At 43.8% G+C, this 19,846-nt stretch carries 17 protein-coding genes; all 17 read right to left on the bottom strand.

Annotated features, from left to right (window positions below; all coding sequences use genetic code 11):
- Positions 1-39 precede the first annotated feature (39 nt).
- The gene (locus R3O62_RS12825) at positions 40-981 is read right to left on the bottom strand and encodes a fimbrillin family protein (protein WP_317472854.1); all 942 of its coding nucleotides are present in this window, start codon (positions 979-981) and stop codon (positions 40-42) included.
- A gap of 54 nt (positions 982-1,035) precedes the next feature.
- Entirely contained in the window at positions 1,036-2,532 is a 1,497-nt protein-coding gene (locus R3O62_RS12820) for a hypothetical protein (protein ID WP_050552436.1), read from the bottom strand.
- Positions 2,533-2,572: 40 nt separating this feature from the next.
- Entirely contained in the window at positions 2,573-3,529 is a 957-nt protein-coding gene (locus R3O62_RS12815) for a fimbrillin family protein (protein WP_032543979.1), read from the bottom strand.
- Positions 3,526-4,593 carry a fimbrillin family protein gene (locus R3O62_RS12810; protein ID WP_317472853.1) on the bottom strand — a complete coding sequence of 356 codons (1,068 nt, stop codon included), beginning with the start codon at positions 4,591-4,593 and terminating at the stop codon, positions 3,526-3,528. Before R3O62_RS12810 ends, R3O62_RS12815 begins: the two co-directional genes overlap by 4 nt.
- Before the next feature lie 43 nt (positions 4,594-4,636).
- A complete protein-coding gene (locus R3O62_RS12805) occupies positions 4,637-6,208 on the bottom strand; it encodes a hypothetical protein (RefSeq protein ID WP_317472852.1) in 1,572 nt (523 codons plus the stop codon).
- Between the two features lie 18 nt (positions 6,209-6,226).
- Complete coding sequence (locus R3O62_RS12800; protein WP_317472851.1) at positions 6,227-7,153, bottom strand: fimbrillin family protein; 927 nt, start codon at positions 7,151-7,153, stop codon at positions 6,227-6,229.
- Positions 7,154-7,168: 15 nt separating this feature from the next.
- On the bottom strand, positions 7,169-8,227 hold the full coding sequence (locus R3O62_RS12795) for a fimbrillin family protein (protein ID WP_317472871.1): 1,059 nt from the start codon (positions 8,225-8,227) through the stop codon (positions 7,169-7,171).
- Between the two features lie 22 nt (positions 8,228-8,249).
- The gene (locus R3O62_RS12790; RefSeq protein WP_317471175.1) at positions 8,250-9,242 is read right to left on the bottom strand and encodes a fimbrillin family protein; all 993 of its coding nucleotides are present in this window, start codon (positions 9,240-9,242) and stop codon (positions 8,250-8,252) included.
- Between the two features lie 24 nt (positions 9,243-9,266).
- The gene (locus R3O62_RS12785) at positions 9,267-10,226 is read right to left on the bottom strand and encodes a fimbrillin family protein (RefSeq protein ID WP_317472850.1); all 960 of its coding nucleotides are present in this window, start codon (positions 10,224-10,226) and stop codon (positions 9,267-9,269) included.
- 12 nt (positions 10,227-10,238) lie between these two features.
- Positions 10,239-11,240 (bottom strand): fimbrillin family protein, encoded by a 1,002-nt coding sequence (locus R3O62_RS12780; protein WP_234191071.1) that lies wholly within the window; start codon positions 11,238-11,240, stop codon positions 10,239-10,241.
- Positions 11,241-11,256: 16 nt separating this feature from the next.
- On the bottom strand, positions 11,257-12,195 hold the full coding sequence (locus R3O62_RS12775) for a fimbrillin family protein (protein ID WP_005808946.1): 939 nt from the start codon (positions 12,193-12,195) through the stop codon (positions 11,257-11,259).
- Between the two features lie 27 nt (positions 12,196-12,222).
- Entirely contained in the window at positions 12,223-13,200 is a 978-nt protein-coding gene (locus tag R3O62_RS12770; protein WP_186993302.1) for a fimbrillin family protein, read from the bottom strand.
- Positions 13,201-13,220: 20 nt separating this feature from the next.
- Entirely contained in the window at positions 13,221-14,189 is a 969-nt protein-coding gene (locus R3O62_RS12765) for a fimbrillin family protein (protein WP_005808949.1), read from the bottom strand.
- 28 nt (positions 14,190-14,217) lie between these two features.
- Complete coding sequence (locus R3O62_RS12760; protein WP_186993304.1) at positions 14,218-15,330, bottom strand: hypothetical protein; 1,113 nt, start codon at positions 15,328-15,330, stop codon at positions 14,218-14,220.
- Between the two features lie 18 nt (positions 15,331-15,348).
- A complete protein-coding gene (locus R3O62_RS12755; RefSeq protein WP_234164724.1) occupies positions 15,349-16,920 on the bottom strand; it encodes a fimbrial protein in 1,572 nt (523 codons plus the stop codon).
- 26 nt (positions 16,921-16,946) lie between these two features.
- Complete coding sequence (locus tag R3O62_RS12750; RefSeq protein ID WP_005808954.1) at positions 16,947-17,870, bottom strand: FimB/Mfa2 family fimbrial subunit; 924 nt, start codon at positions 17,868-17,870, stop codon at positions 16,947-16,949.
- 96 nt (positions 17,871-17,966) lie between these two features.
- Positions 17,967-19,616 (bottom strand): DUF5029 domain-containing protein, encoded by a 1,650-nt coding sequence (locus R3O62_RS12745; protein ID WP_317472849.1) that lies wholly within the window; start codon positions 19,614-19,616, stop codon positions 17,967-17,969.
- Positions 19,617-19,846 lie beyond the last annotated feature (230 nt).

Below are 19,846 nucleotides of genomic sequence, written 5' to 3'. Positions count from 1 at the left end.
CATTTACCGAGCCTCTCCCATCACTTATTATCAGTCATTTTAAACCACACTTGGAGTGTTATTCTGAATGGTAGTATTATCCGTCGTATACCCATTGTCGATTACATTCGCATTCGGAACAATCTGCACATCATTGATTGTCAATGTAACATGATAGTATCCTCCTGCATTCAATGCACCACCAAACGCAGTAACCGTGACCGTACGGACTTCACCATCTACCGTTACCGAAATGGTCAATTTACTATCGGTCAAAGGTTGCGGAGGAAGTAAATATTCATAAACCCGGTTCCCGGATGGAATTTCTACATTCGGATTGTATACATATCCCCCCGCCGCAGGGGTCCCTCCAGTAATCGTGCCGGTAGTTATATCGACTTGCCGCTGAAGATAAAAATTGGTTGAATTATTCTTCAACACTATGTTTTCAATTTTACATTTACGGCCTGACATCACATTCGTCCCTCGGACAAATGTAAGTTTCAACCGGGCATACGCATGTTTCATATTAAGAAATTGCACTGCTTTATGATCATTATTTATCTTCGGCGATCCATCTGTAGCCGCAGCGGTACCGTAACACACATCTTTAGCTACATCATAAATTTGAGCAACTAACGTCGCAGTCGTCGTGTTATCGACAAATGATACAGACTGGTAAGGGTAATATGCGTATAGACCCACCGGACGGTGATCCACCAGTATTTCTGTGAATGCGGTCCAACCGGCTGCGCTATAAGTATAAGGAGCATCATACTGAGGTGGATATCCGTTAGCATTCGTACGGAAAAGACCTAATTTATAAGTAGCAGTATTGATGACTCCACGCGTGGACACTCTCGTACTTAAAGAAGCTTCTGTAACCCCGATAGGCACTTGTCTATCGGTTGGGATAGATCCTTCTTCCTCCTTCCGACATGAAGAGATAAAAAACATTATTATAGAAAGAAAAAGTAGTCTATTATTTATTAAACCTCTCATATTTTTTATATTAGGATTGATTATTTAACAACTTCAAATTAGCAAGTATGTTCTTTATCGCTTAACACAACGGATACACAAACCTCCACGACGACTATATGAATACATTCCACAAATCCCTCGATTGAAAGCCAAATAGATGCCAGGCTCAGTTGACCAATAATCACTATCACTTCCTACTGCGGCCATCTCATCTTTATCATTCCTATATCCAGGAGCCGGAAGAAAGACCCCTTGGCTTCCTCCAAACCACCCTCCTTCCGGATTGGTTGAATGAACATAACCACTATTCTTTAAATTTTCCAATTGTGCTTTTGTCGGAGTAGCCCATGTATCTGGTGGCACTACTTTATAGCAAGGATCATTAGCTGTGGAATAACTTCCAGTATTGTAATTTCCCTTTGCACTATTAGCAGTATTCCAACCAAAATAGCCACCTCCATTGGCACCTGTATGATAATTCTGTTGTGCCGCTTCGAAATAATAATTGCTACCGCTCTGATAAAGATTTCCTCTGGCCCATTTAGCTCCTCCAACAGAGATATAATTTGGCACAATGCTAACCGTTATCTTATAATTACCGGCTGCACTGAATAAACGGTTTGTAGCACTAACCGTAATGGCGTTATTCATTTGTCCATTACCGATTTTTAAAGTAGTAAACTTAATTGTAAGTGTACGGTTACTTTGAGGGAGTATCTTATACACATTACTATTCACTGTGGTAGCATTCGGATTGGTCCATGCTACGTTCAACGTCCCGCTTGTCCCTGTTACAGGAAGAGTTGTCTGGCTCGCATTCCAGGTCACAGGGCTGTTGCTAAGTCCCGAGATAGTTGCCGCACACTGCTGAACCGTATTATTATTAAACTCTTTAGCCACTACACACAACTGAAGTTGGGCACACTGCCTTGAAAAACTAATGCCGCTCAACAGGCATTGCCCGCTTGCATTGGCCGTAACATTTACCCCGGTCTTCTGACACAACATGAAATCCTGGTTATGCGTCACTGTTGTCGACCAATTACCGGACAAAGCGGCCGGAGCTGTATTGGTTCCGTATGAATAAAAGACAAACGCATACGTCCCGGGCCTTAACACCCACTGTCCGGAAACACCTGCGGGAGTGGCTGTATTCGCTACAATCGAGGCAATGCCGGAAGCATTGGTACTATAAACCGCTGTACCCGCATAATTAGCGGCCGTTATGGAATTGTTTTTATAGGCTACAACCCGAAACTGCATATTGGCCATATTGCTACGCGTCTGCACCGGATTAACGGGAAGTAAAGATTCAATTGTTGTTTCTACATCATAGCCCGAATCATAAGTACTGTCCAAAGGCTGCACTATCTTTGTCAAAATCTCTCCGGAACGGGTAACCGCACCACCTAAAAACTCATCTACCCCATCTACTTTTACGTTGATAGATACCATCTCCCCATCTCCCTCTATCGGATCATGATGTCCCGAAGGAAATCTTTCATCTTCCTCCCTGTCACATCCTGTCACTGCAAGCAAAATCAAGAATAAAGAACATGAACGAGCCATTAGGCGAATCATACTTCTAAGTATTCCCGTTTGCGTCCTGTCAATTATGCATCTCATATTTATAATCAAAATTAGTATTCCCTTGAGTCCCGTAATCATTCACTGTCAAAGCATTCGTAGGTACCATCTGTATATCTGTAATCGTCAGAGATACATTGTAGTATGATCCGGCATCCAACGAACTGCCGAATCCCGTAATATTCAAAAAACGCACTTCACCGTCCACCGTCACAAGAACTGTTAATGTATTGCCGGCAAGTGGCTGTGGAGGCAGCAGGAAGTCATAGCTCAATTGCCCCCCGATCGCTATATCCACATTCGGATTATAAACATAGCCTGTTGCGACGGCAGTTCCTTCGGTTGCGCCGGCTACCGTAGCGATATTCAAATGACGTTGCAGATAAAAACTTGTATTATTAGATTTCAAAGTAATATTTTTGATATTACATGCCTTACTCTTATCATAATTCGTTCCGCGCAGCAATGTCAGTTTGAGCCGGGCATAAGCGTGTTTCATAGCTGTAAAGTCCACTTCCGGAGCATCATTATTAATCAGGCTTGCACTCCCCACAGGTAGCCCCTTCCCATAACACATATCTTTGTCCGCACTGTAAAGTTGCGCATTCAGGACGGCTGTTGTCGTATTATCTACAAAGGAAACGGATTGATAAGGATAATAAGCATACAAACTCACCCCGCGATGATCCACCTTCACTTCTGTAGAAGCCGTCCATCCGGTTGCTGTATACGTATAAGGCGCATCATACTGAGGAGGGTAACCTTTGTCACCGGTACGAAACAGTCCCAATCGATAAGTGGCGTTAGCAATCAGCCCACGAGTAGTCTCCGCACCGTATTCAGGAACAGCAACTGTCGATATTCCTATAGGAATCTGCCTGTCGGATAATACTTCGGATGAAGTATCCGTTGTAATCTCTGCCCCGCATGATATAAACAATCCGCACATGGCAATAAAAAACATATTATTAATTTTCATGACCAAAAACAGTTTAAAACAGAATTTGTATGTATAGTAGCCTCACCTATCAAGTCTCCCGAAGCCTCTTGGGGCGTAGGCCAGTCAACAGTAGAAACTCCATTCGCCCCAATGACGATTCCATGCGCCCCCTGTACGGTAATCTCAATCAAATATTTTTTCCCGGCTTCCAATTGAGACAATTTAGTAAGCGGAATCCCCAATGTATATACATCACCATCTACTGTAAGGTCTACTTTCATGCCACAGTCAGCTACTCCCAGAATGGTTCCGATCGATCCTAATGTGCAAGGCGCGATAAGGAAGCCCACCTCTACATACTTATCTTCCTGTTCCGGAATCGTTTCGTTCACTTTCTCTGCGATTCCCGGCTCCGGAGTGGCTTCAGAGGCGGCATAAGTTCCGTTTGTAATATCCAGAGTAGTGTATGTCAACACATTGGATACCTTTATTTTTGACAGCTTAGCATCTTTGGTATACTTATGTCTGTTGACCTGAAAAACGACCCAGCTATAAGCATGCTTCATTTCTAAAAAAGAAATATCTACAGGAGTTTTACTGTGTGCAGGCTGAGTAAAACTGGTCTCTTTGGCTATTCCGGTTCCCGGCCCATAGCACAAATCTTTCTCAGCCGAATACAGTTTTGACTTTAGAGGAATGGCCGTCCGATCCGTATAATCCAATCCGTTTTCCTTATCGGCATGATAAGGATAGATTGCCCAAAGGTTTGCATATACATCTTCAGCCAGTGACACTGTGTTTTCATCGTCAATCGGAGTCCACTTTCCTGATAGCTTGGTATATTTACAATTATTCCTGTCCGAATATTTCCGGCTGTTACCTGCATTCTTCGCCACATCGTCAGTCAAAAAGACCCCGATGGATTCTCCGTCATTAAGTGCGGCACGAGTATTGACCTTATACGGTTCGATTACACTCACGCTATTGACAGTGCAAGGTACGGTGGCATCATCGGGTATACCATCCATATTGTCATCCTGGCTGCAGGCGACCAAAACCAGTAGCAGACACCAAATCCTGATCAGATCATTTAAATTATTCATTATTCATTTTTTACGACATTACACTTCACCATTTTCAAAATTTTCATCTTTTGACGCATCTTATCGGGAATGCATCCCAATACCAATAATAGTTATTTTTAACAGCATAACTCTGATTAAACTCCAGATAATAGCAACGCTTATTACTGGCGCCCGTACTGCTTCTGTAATACCCCGTTCCAGGCCAATAGTTTACATTATTTTTACCTCTGTTTCCCATTGCAGGCAGAAAAACTTTATCACCGCCAAAAAATCCTCCCCTCTTACCATTCATATTTCCAGACCTATAGCCACTATTTCCCAGATTCTGTAACTGGTTGGCAGTCGGAGTACACCATGTTCCTTGGGGAGCAACCTGATAGCAAGGATCATTGTTGGAGGAAAAAGAGCTTCCTCCATACGTATTATTACTGGAAGAGAGAGTATTCCAGCCGAAAAAAGATCCACCTTCTGTACCACTGTGATAACCACTTTGTGAAGACTCTAAATAAAAATTACTCCCACTCCTGTAAACGTTCCCTTTCGCCCACGTAGCTCCTCCCACAGTAATACCGTTTCCGGTTATCTTAACAGTTATCTTATAATTACCTCCTGCCACAAATTGACGTCCGGTGACATTAACCGTCACTCGGTTGTTGTATTGTATATTGCCAATTCTCAAAGTCGTGAACTTAATGGTTAATGTACGGTTGCTCTGAGGGAGCACCTTATATACATTACTATGAACCGTAGCCGCATTCAAGCTGCTCCAGGAAAAGTTTACAGCTCCTCCTGTGCCGCCTGTTGAAAGGGCTGCCTGACCGGCATTCCAGGTTATGTTATTGCTATTCAAGTTGGATACAGTGGCTGCACATTGTTGAACCGTATTATTAGAAAAATCATTGGCCGTGACAGCCAGTTGGAGTAGAGCGCACTGACGTGTAAAGCTGATTCCTCCCAATGTAAACTCTCCCCTATCATCGGGAGCTACTACAACTCCTTCTTTCCGGCAAAGCATAAAATCCTGATTGTGCGAAACGGTTGCGGACCAATTACCGGACAGCATTGCCGGTGTACTATTCACTCCATAAGAATAGCACACAAAAGTATATGTGCCCGGCCCCAATATCCATTGTCCGGCACTATTGACAGGAGTAGCTGTCTTGGCTACAATAGCCGCGACTCCCGAACCATTTGTCTTGTAAACAGCTGTCCCCGCATAATTAGCGGCAGACGAAGCATTTGTTCTGTAAGCCACTACACGAAACTGTACATTACCCAAGTTGGCACGGGTCGACACACTATTCTCCAATGGAACCGACTCCACTGTTGTCTCCACATCATATCCGGTATCATAAGTAGAATCCAAAGGCTGCACTAAACGAGCAACAGTTTCTCCAGAACGCGTCACTGCCCCTCCGTAAAATCGATCAACCCCGTCCACACTCAATTGTATCGGAACCATCCGGCTCTCATCCACAGCGGGCTGTTCTTCATCCGGAATCGATGGATAAAACGTATCGCTTTCCTGACTGCAACTCATTACGAAAAGAGAAAACGACAGGCTCAAACAAACCATTTCCATGTACCGTCTCATTCCGCCATTTACTTTTAGTTTATCTTTCAGTTGTATCATCTTTATTCTCCGTTTATGTTATAATTCCGTATCTATCGGAGTATTTCCTTGTCCGCCAAAATCATTGACAGTAACAGCCGCCGATGACAGGATGATTCCCACATCCGTAAATGTCAGCGATACTCCATAATATTTCCCCGAATCCAAAGAACTGCCTAACGTTGAAATGTCACAACTCCGAGTCACCCCGTCGACAGTGACAAGAATAGTCAATTTACTACCGGCAAGTGGTTGCGGAGGAAACATATACTCGTATGTCACGCTTTTACCGGCGGCAATATTAACGTTAGGATTATGAACATACCCGGTAGCCACAGCGCTTCCTCCGGTAGCTCCGGCAGTTGAGGCAATATCGAGGCTACGTGTCAGGTAAAAATTGGCATTATTCGATTTGAAAGTAATATTCTGTATATTACATTTCTTAGTCTTATCAAATTTTTCCCCGCGGGTCAGTGTCAACCTCAACCGGGTATACGCGTGTTTCATATCCAGAAACTCAACAAACGGATTGTATACACTAACCGGACCTCCACCCAAGGCTCCACCTGCTCCATAGCAAATGTCCTCTCCGGCATTGAACAACTGTGCTTGCAGGGTCAAGGTAGTGCCACTTGCCAGTCCGGCATAATTTCCGGTCGCTGTATGATAAGGATAATAGGCAAAAAAAGAAGCATTCCGATAATCTACCTTGATTACATCATCAGATCCCCACTCTCCTCCTGAATAAATATGCTTCACATTGAATAAAGGCGTATAAGTACCGGCAGTGGTCCGAAAAACCCCTAAAGCGTATGTATCATCGTTTATAATTCCGCGTGTTGAGGGCCTATCGTCGGAAGAAGCGGACACTACAGCCAGTGCCTTTTCTCCGGATACCTTGTCTTCTTGTTCACAAGAGACTAATGCAAATAGGATGCAAATAAAAAATAATAGGTTTGTCTTCATACGTTTAATATTAAATTACAGTGCTCCTGATCCATTTTCTGTAGGATCCGACGCCCAATCTTCTGTTCCCACTTTACCACCATCAATAATGATCTCTGTTTCATCTTTAATAGTAGTGGCATCACCACCGTTAACCTCCTTTGGCGATCCCCAGTCCTCCGTGGTAACCTCCACTATATTAATCGGTATTCCCCCTCTGATATCCAATCGGACTACGTGGCGCTTTCCTGCTACCAGCCCGCCAAGATCCGCCTGTGGCACAATCACACTGAACTCACGTTCATCGATGGTCAAAGTCAGTTTCAAGCCAGACGCAAGAGCCTGCGGAACAAACAGATAGTTACAAGTGGTATCTCTCGCCGCTTCTCCTACCCCCAATCCCGTGTCATGCATAGGTCCGGAGGTTGGATATGAATAAGAAGTAACATCCGTTGTGTTTTGCAGGCTCCCGTCTTTTATATCGAACGTCCCGGTGTCAACCATCGAGTCCCCGTTTTCCAATTCTATACGTACATTGGTTATTTTACACTGCAACGGATACCTTCCGTTACGAATCATCTCCAAAGAGAGCTGAGAATAAGGTTTCTCTAATAAAAATTCTATCTGTGGTGACAGATTATTGACTGTGACAGCCGCATTGTCTTTGGCATACCACCAATCCGCATCCTCCGTGTAAGCTTGGTTTTTTAATGTGGTCTGTGTAACTGCGGAAAAAGTAACTCTACCATATGGATAATAAGCACACAGACCGGCTCTTGCCCCGCCCACCCAAACAGGGGTCTCTGACGTCCATTCGTCATCAGGCTGATAAGTGTATTTCACATTACTCTGAGGGATAACATAGTTAGCATCCGCTATCAAAAAAACTCCGATACTGCTCCCTTCAGGCAAGGGTTGAGCGGTGGCTCTTGTAGTCACATCCGCCTTGAACGAAGTGAATACGCTTAAAGGCACACTGTCCGTTTTTTCTGTCGGAAATAAAGTTCTTTCCTGCGAACAGGCAACCAATAATAACATCATTGCATATATGGCAGCCACAGAAGTATTTATATTCATATTGAGTTTCATAATCATGCTGTTCATTTTTGTATAATCATTAAGGTCGGGGAAGCGGTTCGTAATCTATACCTTCATTCAGTATTTTCTCATCCCAGTCAGTAGTGGTTACGGTCACCGATTTAATTGCAATCCCTCTCAATTTCAAAGAGACAACGTATTTTTTACCACTCTCGAAATCAGAGAGATCGTCTATCGGAATGATCACCGTTGCCGGAAATCCGCTTACATTCACTATAATGCTAAGCCCTTTAGTCGGTTCAAAAGGGTCAGGCAATAATTTTGTAGGAATCATAAGCAGATCAGCCTGGTATTTTTTAGTAGGACTGTCTAAAACATAAGGAAGGCCTTTTGTAATGTTATATCCACCCCTGAATTGTTTCTCCGTATCATCCGGATGGATGCCAACAGTACCACTCGTAATATCTATCACCGCTTTTCGAAACAATGAGTCGTTTGCCAAAGCCACCGAATTAATACTACATGTAGCCGGATAAGCATCTTCGACCCCTATATTCAATACTAAACGTGAATAAGCATGCTTAAAACGCATATTTACAAAATATTCCTTAGCATCAACTTCCTGGTTAGTCACATAATACAGTTCTTTTAAAACGTCATAGTTTTGTGTCTCCATAGGAATTTTAGTACGGTCCTTATAAAGCTCATCCACTGTTTCTTCCGTATAGGGATAATACCCGCACACATCCGCCTTCTCGCTACCTAAATAAATGGTACTCGCCTCCGACTCGGCTGTCCATTGACTCTCACCGGCATTTAGCGTATATTTTCTGTTATTCACAGGCGTATAACTCGTTTCGGCAGCCTGCCCATGACAAAACAAAGCAATGGAACTTCCGGGCGTAAAAACTGCATCGGCACGGGTCTGTAGATTGCCTTCCACAATGGAAGCAGACGCAATCTCCAACTCAGTACGGGCTGTTTTGTCTTTTTTCCAATCCGGTAAGCTATCACCATCGCTGCACCCCAGTAACATGCAAACTAAAAAACTTATGTATAGTACTCCTTTCATAGTAGCTCAGTTTTAAATATGATTTTATTCAACAGGATATTTATCCCCGCCATTGACCTTATCATCTTCCCATTCCAATGCTTTGACGGTAGGCACGATTTCTGTTCCTTTGATCTTTAATCCGATAACATACTTCTCTCCCTGCCTGAACTCTCCAAGTTCGGAATACGGGATCTCCACGAGCATCTGTTGTCCATCTACCACAAGGCTGACAGACAGCCCGAATTGTCCTCCTTCCGCATCTTCCCGGTCTATTCCAAGCAGAACCGGAATCATCAGTACACGGCGTACATAAGATTCGTCAGCAAGCAATGTATGAGGTGAAGCTGCAGTTACTGTTGTCAAATCATAATTCCCTGTTTCCGAAGCCTGTATGCTTCCGTCAACGGCAATGTTAATAGTGCCTTTTTTTATTAAAGCAGAATTCATCAAGGTTATTTTACTAATTTCACAAGGCATGAAGTAGTTCTCACGACTGATCTTTAGCTCCACCAAAGAATAAGCATGCACCATATCAAAAGTAATCGCAGGAGTAAAACCATTTATCATTGTATTCAATGCATAATAGATATCTTCAGTATCCACATAATCCTGTGATTGTAATGGAATGACCGTCTTATCCGCATACGAATCTTTATAAGGGTAGTAAGCGCAGACATCAGCATCGTTACCCACTAAATAAATTGTATCATTAGCCGTCGGAGGTCCCCAATGACCTTCGCTGTAAACGTATTTACGGTTGTCAATAACTTTATATCCGCTTTCAGGTTCTGTGCCCGACAGAAAAATCCCTATGGCCCCCTTCGTCAGAGCTACCGGATCGGGAGCTAAACGTGTAACCACCTCCTGCTTAATGACTGCCGAAGATACCTCGAGCGGTACTCGAAGTGCAGATGCTTTCCATCTCCCGTCATCCATCTCACTGTCATCAGAACAGCTACTCAATAAAATACCTCCCACCAGGATCAATAATAAACGTTTCATAATCTTCATATTCTAATTAAAACTGGTATCATAATCACCGCCACCGCCTCCGGTTCCTGTCTGCACCTCTGTCCAATCCCTGTCAATCAGGATTTTGTCACTCATCAAAGTTAACTTTCCACCTTTGACAACCAATGACACAGTATATTTAGTACCTCTTACAAATGTGCTCAGTTTATCGGCCGGAATCGTAACGGAATAATCCATGTCATCCACCGTAAGTGTCAAGACTACGCCTTCGGAAAAAGTTTGTTGGGGCAGCAGCCAGTCAAAACTCGTATCATCTGTAACCCCTATTGCAAATCCGTCTTTTAAACCGGTCGTCACAGTGTGAATATATTGAGGTGTTTGTGTTCCGCTTCCTTCGGTTCCGGTACTGATGTCAACCGTATTGGCTGTGATTATATTTCCGGCAGAAGCCTTTATTTTTGCTTTCGTTATCTTACACGTGTTCGGATACGTGGCATCCCGTACCACAGACAATACCAAACGGGCATACGCATGCTTCAATTCAAAATTCGCAGTAGGAGTCTTTTTCCAGACTTCATCTCCCCCACTGACAGCAAAACGCATATCTTTCTCCGCCGCATAAGTCTGCATTGTCAGGCCGGCTTCTGTTTTCAACGAACTATTTTTAAACTCTACAGAGTTATAGGGAGCATAAGCACATAGCCTGGCGTAAGTGGCACCGACATATATCACAGTAGAAGCCGGCTTCCAGTTTTCTCCCGCAACACGGTTATAACGAATATTTTCCAATGCCGTATAATCCGTCTCGGGTAAACGGAAAATTCCTAATGTTCCTTCAGTCATTTCTACAGCAGTAACAGCACGAGTGTCGACCTCTGCACCGGTTGTAGCCCGGATTTCAAGAGGTATCTCTCCGTTCTCACCCCCTACAGAGTCTGCAACCTCTACTTGTGAACAAGAGCTCCAGCCTACTATTAAAAGCCACATCAGCCACAAGCGTCTTGCCAAGTGAGAATCCGGATTATGCGTATAAAGTCGTTTCATGATTCATCCTTCCTTTTTATGGTTCCGGATTATATTCACCATCTACCGGTTGATTATCCCACGGAGTATCTTTCACACTCAGTTCAAGTGCAGTACCTTTCAGTTTCAGGCTGATCTGATGAATAATGCCTTTGGTTAATGCGCCCAATTTAGTATACGCAACCGGAACTGTCATCAGTTGACCGTCCACCGTCAACTCCAGTGTCACTCCTGTATCTCCATTGTTGGCCAATGTACAGGGAATCATCAGTACATTACTTTTTATAGTCCCCGATTCAGGAACCACAATGCCATCTGCCTGCTTTGCCACATTTGTCCAATAACTGAACGCAGCATTGATTTTAGTCGATGTATAAACCGCTGTTGCCAGGTTCAGCGTAGCATTCTCAATTATATTCGCGTTCTTTATGGCTATTTTAGTTACTCTGCATGTATTAGGATAATTCTCCCGGCTAAAGACAAATTCGATTTGCGAATAAGCATGTCCCATGATAAACTCAACGCTCTTAGCGGCAGAAGTACCATTCACTGTTTTCTTACCTGCATATACCAAATCAAGTTCGGCGTCAAAAATCTGAGAAGTCAAAGAAACAGCTTCTTTAGTTGCCAAATCTAATTTCGTTGTTTTCTTATAAGCACACACATTGGCATTCTCTCCACCCAGATAAATTGTTTCCGTGTTTGGTTTCCAGCCGGAGTTATAGTCATACTGTATATTGTCTTTTTTTACATAACTGGTTCCGGATTCGCCTTCCAGAAAAACTCCGATCGAACCTGATGTAAGTAATTGTGGCGTGACGGCACGTGTCTGCACGTCACCTGTTACAAATGCAGAAGCAATCTCTAAAGGAACTTTTTGTTCTTCTACCGGAAAATCATCATTACCACAGCCCGCCAGTAAAATCAGCGATAAAGTGGCTATTATAATTGGTTTCATATCAGACTTGGTTTTCATTACTATCCTTTCTGTTACAATCAGTTATTAATCTAAAGTCGCATCGTTATCACCACCGGGTACAACAGAGGTATCCCATGGGTATACTTTCACTCCCGAAATATCTACTCCCGTACCCTTGACCTCCAGGAAAATGGTAGATAAATACCCGGCTTTCAGAGCTTTCAAAGTCTCGTATGGAATCGTTACCGAATATTCACTTCCATCAATTGTCAATATCAGTTGGGTATCGTCCTCAAAATCCTGTGGAGGAAACAATTTGCTGATACTTACATCCGTACTCCCTTGAGCTATCCCTGCTGTCCCCATAGCAAGCGCAGATGTATCCAGCGTCCAACCGGAAGCTGTGCTCCCTCCCAACTGTCCCGCATCCGCAGCGGATTTACTGATATCCATGCTACGTTCCACATAAAACCTCTTTCCGCTCGTTGCGGGTTTCATCACAATCTTGGTTAACTTGCACTTCAACGGATAAGTCGAATGACAAGCAATGCTGAACTTCACACCGGCATAAGCATGCTTCAGCAAAAAGGAAGCAACCGGATTGCGGTTATTGACTGCCGCTAAAGGAGCATCGGCATAACAAAAATCATTATCCGCCGTATTATCTTTCACTGTCAAAGCAGTAACCGTACTATTATCACCATTAAAAGTGACCTTACCATACGGATAATAGACATGCAAAGAGGCATCCGTACCGCCAACATATAGTTTATCTGCCAAACTCCATCCGGTTCCGTCGTGAGTACACTGTACATCATATTGTTGCGGAAACGTAGCAGTGTAAGGTGCCGTGCGAAATATTCCTATACTGGCATTTGACAAAGCAACCGCACGTGTTTCAACGCCATTATCCTCAACGGTTTCCACTCTGACAGGAACATACTCGTCCTCCCCGCCGTTATCCACCGGATCCATCCCTCCGTTGCTACAAGCAATCAATACTATTGCCATCATCATATTTGCCAGAATGTGTTTCATCTTTCTCTGCTTTCTTAAAAACATATTTATTCCTTTCTGTCTCTTTATTGCGGCACAAACGGATCACCGGAGTCTCTGACTGCCTCTTCTATCCATTCCTCCACATCCACAGTTCCTATCTCTACTTCAGTGGGACGAATAATGACATCTATCTCATACTTTGTCCCTTCCACCATTTTCTTGTTCGTACCACAAAGCTCGGCAGCGCCAATCTTACCTTTCATCTCCTTTCCATCTACCATTAGTGTAAAAGAAAGATCCCCGGTGAAGTCAGCAGGCACTACCATATAATCCAGGACGGCAGGAGCTGCAACGGTTCCGATAGTTATCGGAACGGTATAGCTGAACATCACCCCCTGCACTCCTCCTTCAACGATCCCTGTAAACAGATCCAGTGTTCCGGTGATCCGTAAAGCCGCAGAAAATGTAAATGAGCTGATCTCACCGTTCCCGGTATACTCTCCTTTATTCAGAGCCACATCCGTTACTCCCCTGATAAAATTGAATCTCAGGAGCGAATAGGCTCTGCGTAAATTCAGCGTTACGGCACCTGTTGTATTCGAAGCCTTAAAAGGGCAATAATAGATTTCTTTTGAAGCCGCATAGAGCTCACTGTTCATCACCACACTACTTGTCCGATCCTCTTTATAAGGATAGTAAGCCGTCAGTTCCGCCGGCCCATCGATCAACACCAGTTCTTCCCCATCCGTCTTCCAGTATGGAGTTCCATATGTATATTTTCTGTTATGAATGGCTTCGTAGCCATTCGCGATATCTTTTTTCTGAAAAATCCCGATAGCGTCGGTTGCTGTAGTAAGCTCAGCAGCCGAACGCGTAAGTACCTCTAACCGCCCTGTTGAAACTCCTCCTATGCATAAAGAAGTGCGCTCTCCTTCTCCTGTCCTTCCGTCATCCGGAACAGCGCAGTCATACTGCGAACAGGAGAAGAGCGCAACACACAGAAGAATGCAGGACTTCTGAAAACAATCTATTTTACACTTCCTTATTATCATCGTTCTCATTATCTTTTTATGAAATCATTCAATTCACTTCTACATCCGGTGGAGTTACTATCCCATCGGGAACTTTCCAATCGGTAGGGACAGTAACCGTTCTTATACCAAAACTACCCGCTCCGTATGCCTCATCGGGAGTGTCAGCCCCCTGACTCAAAACATCTTTAATAACCACCGTATAAGCATTGTTACGTCGTAAATACTGCACATCATTTTTATCGATATTAATATTCACCCGATACCATCCCTTATAAGGAGACTTTTCACATTGCAGCAGCAGACATACCGCCTGTGTCTGTAGCAGATAGGGAGTATGAAGGGTACGCAACACCTCAGTGGCATACAAACCGCCTATGATACTGAATTGCTCCGGTGCATTTTTTTCATTTGCATAGGTCAACGGCAGGAAAGCCATATCCTGCGGATCATTAAATACAGGTATTACCGGTGAAACATTACGAAGCATAGCCGATTTCAAGAGAACCGTCCCCCTTTTATCCTCAGCCACCCGGACATCTATGCGTACGGCGGCACGCAGTAGCTGTACACTCATATCTTTCCCTGCTTCTTTGAATGTTGTTCCGCTCATAAGTAAACTGTTATCCGTAACGGTATATGTTCTGTCCGTTATTGACTGCAACGGCATATCTCCCCGGAGTTGCACCCGCACTGCATTTTCAGTCTGTCCGGAACAATAAGTATCAAAATCCATTCCGGGAAAATAAGCAGAAGCATTGGCAAGCACCAATACATTATAATCCGTATGATTGTCGATGCTTCCGCTTTCCGGTATAATCACCGATATTTTCCCTGTCTTAGCCAGATGATTGCCATCGACGGTTCCCTGCAAGGAACCGGCATACAACCCGTTGCCATGTTCATCGTAAATGAAAAATAAGAGCTTTACATCATTTATCACACTTTCCTCCGGACGGGCCACAGGTATTTTCCCTCCTGTATCGGATGCCCTTGTTTCCGGATCATCAGCATCGGGGATGGTATAGTTCAGCGTGAAAGCGACAGGCTTGACAGGCTGCATATCACGTCCCTCTTCACTTGAACAGGCTGTAACCCCCATCAAGCAAAATACGCTTAGAAGCATACATCCTTGCCGTATATTTCTTTTAAATCGTTTCATAAGCCAACTAATCTATGTTTAATTACGCAGTTCATCTTCCTGGCTTCCTCCGTTTCCCCAATCATCGGGAGAACGGTCTACCTGAGTCAGTTTATAATGCACTGTCAAATTCTTTACTTTTATATAGAAGTCATCGTCATAAGCCTCACCGGTGGCAAGGTCTCCATAAGACTTTTTGGCCTTTACGGTAAGCGTACCCGCAGTGACGGTTATCTCATAGCGTTCATTAGAGATTACGGCCGACACTGCACCGTCAGATACCTTTACAGGTGCAACCGTCGCATTACCGTTAACCGGACTCGACGCATCAAAACTCAACTCCCAGAAAGGACCGAACGCGACATCGCTTTCTATGGGAATGGATTTCAGCGAACCTGCGTAACCGGATAAAACGAGCTTCTTTGTACCCGAAGAGAACCAGTTCTCACGGTCAAAGTCAATTTCGGTATTTACGTCTATCCAGTCAATCACTTTCACATAGATATTCATCGGTACCCCCGTAGCCGCATCGTCAGGATTGTCATACCCCGGACCCGAGACATTCATAATCTGAAAAGTGTACTTATGATTGCGCAATAGTTCAACCAGTTTTTTCGGATCGTCCGGATCCGTCAGATCAATCCGGTAATAAGTGACATCCGCATCGTCTCCATAAATTCCGCCTACCACCAAACGAGTGGTAGCCACTTTGTCGTTGCCGGCAATATATCCGGGCTGATCAAAGCCGTTATCCGAGTAATAAGTGTTTTCGTATAGATAGAGCGGTCCGGCAAGGGGCAAAGAAGACTCACTCTTCAAAAAAAGCTTGTCACCTATCGGGCGAACCCCTAATTTGGCGGGTAAAGTCGTTTTAACCACATTACGGGTCTTTTTCTCGTCTTCTGAACCTGCGGCAACCACTTCATAGGCCTCCTTTAACGGAGCCAACCTACCGCTATCCGCCGGAAAATAAGCATAAAACTCACGCAACTTAAAAATCACCTTACCATCGCTATCCAACAACTCACCCGGATTTCCCGTATGCGCGTCATCCACTTTTGCCTGTACAGCGGCTACCGAACGCAGCACCGGTACACTAAGCGTTTGTCCTACCGACTCTTTCGAAACAGTCACTCCTGACAAAAAACCATGCATAGGCAAACAGTCTATCCCGGACGGATTATTCTCCACTTTGGATACCATTTTTTCCAATAATGCATTCATCTCCATCCCTAAACCTTTATAGGCACCGCTACGCACCAACTCTGCATGGCTATTCGTAAATACATGCACTTCCAATCCTTCTCCCACAGGCATAGTCACCTGAAACGTATTTTTACCGGCAACCGGAGTTCCTTCGGATGCTGATTTCAGATACAGCCGGTTCCGGTCGGACACTCCCGGAGCAAATACCAATACGTCAATGCCATTGATCACCGTCTCTTTGTTATCCGTCCCATCGGCTCCGGAAGCATAAGTGCGGGGAACATTCACACGGAGGTACATGTCTTTATCCGGGTTCTGAGAGATACTTTCGGAAGTATCATCCGAACACGAAACCAAAGCCACGGCCAGAAATACCATCAGTTGACATATCAGAATTCTTTTCATGCTATACTCTCCTTTTATCAGCTTACTTACATATTACTTTCTATTGCCGCCACTTTCCATCCGTTGACACGAACTTGCATAACGGGCTTCACATAATGTCCGTCAATCACCAAGTCAATATAATTGCCCGGAACAGAAGTCAACTCAATAGGAGCACAATCAAACGAAGCGACCTGTTCATCACGAATAAACACGTCTACTCTTAGGAACTTTCCTTCCGAAGAAAAAGAACCGAACCAGGGAGTCAGTACATTTCCGGTACTTTCTTCGTAGTAACATTCAGGTTCAAGTATCACTTCGTCCGTATTTGCTTTATTATTATAATCTACACCACTACGCGTACCGTAAAGGTGGAACTTAAAATCTTCGGGGGAAGGAATAATACTGCTTGCGGCACGTGTTGCTCCTCCTTCTTCAACGACCTGATCCTCTACTGTCTGAGGAATCATTGTTATACGCGTACGGCATACGGCACGCACAAACGGAATAGTCACAATATTGCGGTTTTCACGCAGGCCGGCATCTATGGCAATGCGTCCGTACAACAGATCGTCTACAGGCCGGCAGATTCCGCTGCCGTCGGTAATTTCTTTTAATTTCACATACCCCTCTCCTATGGGAGTATCAGGAGTATCTACATAATCAATTGCCTCATCATATGTCCAGGCTATCAGTTCCAGACTGTCTATATCATCAAAGGTTTTCAAGAATCGATAAGGTTCGGTCAATCCTACTTCATCCAAACCTATTTCCAGTTCCCGATATTTATGCTTCTGTTTATAAAAATGAAGTTGCGTAGGAGTAGAAACCGTTTCGAAAAAACGATTGGCTCCACCATAAATATAGCTGAAATAGATGTGCATATATCCGGCACAAGCATCCATATCATCTTTAATACATGAATTCAGCAATAGGGCAACCCCCAGAAGTATCGGTAGCAGTTTCTTCATTTTAGTTTTGTATTCTTCTCTTTCCGAAAAAGAAAGAGATATAAACCGGAGCGGATTTTCCATCCGCCCCGGATCATATAAAAAAAGAGATTCTGATTACATATTTATATTGTTAACAACATATTTCCATGGCTTAACAACTACCTGTACAAGCATGTCAATATTATCCGAATTGATAGCATCTTCAATACTCTTGGCACCCAAAGTAGTAATAGTACCTGTAATATGATAGAATGTGTTGCGTTCGGTAATCTTCATTGAGGTTGTTTCGTCATCGCTATAGTTGGCAACATCAGCACGATAGTAACGTTTGTCGTTAGGTTTAATCGTAATAGCAGCTTCTTTCTTAGCTTGTTCCGTTTCACCTCTCAACGCAAGTTTATACGTCTCATTCGTTTCCAGGAACGCAACCAATGCTGTTACATTAGCAGCATCATCCCAGAAATCAGCAGCCAATTTATCATAGGTGACAGATCCGTCAGTAGAAGTAGCACCTTGGAAAGTGCCATCTGCCAAAGCTTCTTTCAACATTTGCTCCGTAATAGTCGGTTCAAGCAGGGTATGTGTACCGATATAAGTAGCCTGGGTAACTACCACAGTAGCACAACCGGCATTATCGGCATAGTTAGGAGTTACATAAAAATAAGGAGAATATAACTTGTTGCTCTTAACGTATACCATAGATTTTTCATCAGCCTTCTGTCCATCAGTCAGCGCCTTCTCACCAACAACCCATGTCAGACGATATTCTTTCGCGTCAGCATTGTATTCCCCTTTATTCAATGCCAGAGTCGTTCCGGCAACTTCTGCAGTACCGGGTACAGATTCTTTCTCACCTGCAAATGCTTTCAACCAGTTCAGCACATCCCAGTCTTTAGCAGTCGCATCCGCGCTCTGCGGGAAATACCAGTCACGAGTCTGTGCTGTGAACGGAGACACACGTCTCGGGATACGCACTACGACAATACCATCAGGATCTTTAGTACTTGTCGGATTTTCCCATTCTGCATCTTTGATTTCCATCTTACCATAAGCCTCGTATACGGGGTTGGTAGTAACGGAAGCATTAAAGAATACTTTCGCTAATTCACGGTTCAAAGGAATCGAAACTTTTACGGTAGATCCATTCGGAATATTCGGGTTGGTAGGAATAGCCGATACACCTGCCATGATATACTTTTTAGTTTGCTTTCCGTCTGCAGTAACGGTCAGATCATTCAGGTAGCTCTTAGACAGATTAGAGATGTAGGCACGGATAGCGGCTTCCGATTTGTCAGCCTGGTGTGCCAGTGTCTGAGCGGTAGCAAGGGTCATCTGAGGATCATTCACAATGACATAAACGCTATCTCCCTGACGTACGCCGTTAAACGTACACATATTTTTCTTCGTTCCGGGAGTCGCAACATCGCCCTCACCAATTGCGGTTGTCACACCAGTGTCTTCCGCACCATTGTCACCCGCCACACGCTTCACAGTCCAGTCACCTACTTTCGCGCCTTCATGCTGCGGATCATTTTCTTTGGCAAACAGATAGGCCACATACACGTTATTTTCAGTGCCTACTCCTTCTATTTCACCCTTATCCGCACGGGTGGCAGGAGCTGTAGAATTGGTAAAAGCAATGCTGATAGCATCAATCAATTCACCTTTTTGACCACCATTGTCAATTCCCGGTTCATCATCATTACTACATGCAGCCATTGCAAGGGCCGCCAATGTAAACGTAAATAATTTGTTTAATTTCATATTACTAAAAAATTTAATTATAGATATAAGTTCGAATATTTTATACTCTTATCCGCTTTGGATATTCCTTTCTCCCTTCCGAATCGCGAAGGGTGAAAGGCAGAGAGAAAAAATGCGGATACTCCCTGTTCCATCGTTCTGTTAACTGTCACTGTCTGTTTCGTTAATCAAAAATTCCTTTCCATCACTTTTTAATTCTATTATTACCATTCACTAATTAATTTGAACTA

Source organism: Bacteroides hominis (assembly GCF_033042785.2).
GTDB classification, from domain to species: domain Bacteria; phylum Bacteroidota; class Bacteroidia; order Bacteroidales; family Bacteroidaceae; genus Bacteroides; species Bacteroides hominis.
The sequence above is the reverse complement of the archived record's forward strand: the minus strand, read 5'-3'. Positions and strand labels throughout refer to the sequence as shown.